The 1660-nt window shown below is 70.2% G+C and carries 2 protein-coding genes; both read left to right on the top strand.

Features of this window, described 5'->3' with window-relative positions:
- Positions 1-209: 209 nt before the first annotated feature.
- On the top strand, positions 210-656 hold the full coding sequence (locus ACZ5TL_RS39475) for a hypothetical protein (RefSeq protein ID WP_468595598.1): 447 nt from the start codon (positions 210-212) through the stop codon (positions 654-656).
- A gap of 61 nt (positions 657-717) precedes the next feature.
- Positions 718-1557 carry a transposase family protein gene (locus tag ACZ5TL_RS39470; protein WP_468595597.1) on the top strand — a complete coding sequence of 280 codons (840 nt, stop codon included), beginning with the start codon at positions 718-720 and terminating at the stop codon, positions 1555-1557.
- Positions 1558-1660 lie beyond the last annotated feature (103 nt).

The raw sequence follows: 1660 nt of genomic DNA, 5'->3' as shown, positions 1-1660 counted from the left end.
TGAGCAGTGTGCATCGTGACGTTGCAGGTCACGGGTCTGGTATGCGCGGGGTTCGCGATGCTCGGGCTGGTCGCGGGCCGATGGCCATGGTGTAGATCATCGGGCGGTTCCGGTTCCGGTGGGATGCCGGGTTCGGCTGCGCCCGCGACCGACCCCCGCCTACGATCCGTCAGCAGGTCGGCATGTTATGAGATCGCGGGGGCTGCGGGATGCAGGAGCGGCAGTGGATCACCGCTCGCCGGAGCGAGCTGGACGCTCTCGCCGAGCAGTTGACCAAGCAGCTTCAGGAAGTCCAGGTCGAGCGGGACGAACTGGCGATCGCGGAGCGGGTGCTGAACCGCCTGGCCGAGCAGGTCCAAGCCGACGCCGAGGCTGTCGCTCCAGCGAAGGCGCAGGTGGCGGGGCGGGCGGTCCTGCTCATTCCGCACCGCAGCGACGCGACCGACGAGGCCGCCCTGCCCGGCGACTACCGCAGGATCCTGGCGATCGTACGGGCCGCGGACGGCCCGGTGCAGGTCAGGGCGGTGGGCGAGGAGCTGGGACTTGAGGTGGAGGTGCGCGGGAAGCTGGAACCGCTGCGGGCGAAGATGACCAAGCTCGCTGACCGTGGCTGGCTGCACAAACGGCCCGACGGACGGTTCACCGCACGCCGCTAGCCACACCAAGACGGGGTATCGGGCGTAACCGGCGGGCCCCCGACGGCAGTTGACGTGTTTTGTGAAGAACAACACCAGCCCCGTCGAGGGCCCTGACGGCCTTGTCTACACCGCCCGCCTGCCGCTGTCGAGCGCCACCCTGAACTACCTCGCCACCTTGATACGCGGCCACTTGAAGAAGATCGGCTCGCGCTGGAGGGCCCTGCCCGCGGGGAAGATCGCCGGCATCGTGCTGGCGGTGCTGCGCTGTGACCAGCGGCCCGGCGACCTCGCCGGCGGGAACGGAGTGCACCGCACCACCGTCACCCGGTGGGTGCGCGAGGCCGTCGGCCTGCTCGCCGCGCGCGCCCCACGCCTGGACCGCGCACTCAAGAAGATCGCCCGAACGGGTGGCGGGGTCGTCCTGCTCGACGGCACCCTGATACGGACCCGGCGGCGCACCGGCACGGCGAACCGGAAGAACTACTCCGGCAAGCACAAGTGTCATGGCCTGCTGGTGATCGCGCTCACCGACGACCGGGGCCGCCTGCTGTGGGTCTCGGCGGCCCGCCCCGGACGATCCTCGGAGATCACCGCCTGCCGGCACGACAAGCTCACCCGGAAACTGCGGGCGGCCGGGCTCGGCGCCATCGCCGACCTGGGCTTCGTCGGCCTCGACGACAGCGGCCCGGACACCGACCCGGCCGTGATCACCGGCTACAAGGCCGCCCGCAACCGGCCCCTGACCCGAGGGCAGAAACTGTCCAACAAGGCCCTGGCCGCCGTCCGGGCGCCGGTCGAGCACGGCTTCGCCCACCTGAAGAACTGGCGGGTCCTCGGCAAGGTCCGCACCGACCCGAAATGGGCGACCGCCCTGGTCAGGGCCCTGCTGGTTCTGACGAACCGCGAAGTCTCCCGCTGACCGACGATCTACACCGAAGTCATCCGCCCGCGACCAGCCCGAGCATCGCGAACCCCGCGCACACCAGACCCCTGACCTGCAACGTCACGATGCACACTGCTCA

Source organism: Streptomyces sp. NPDC033136 (genome assembly GCF_055578235.1).
Note: the sequence above shows the minus strand (reverse complement) of the source record. Positions and strands in the feature narration are given on the sequence as shown.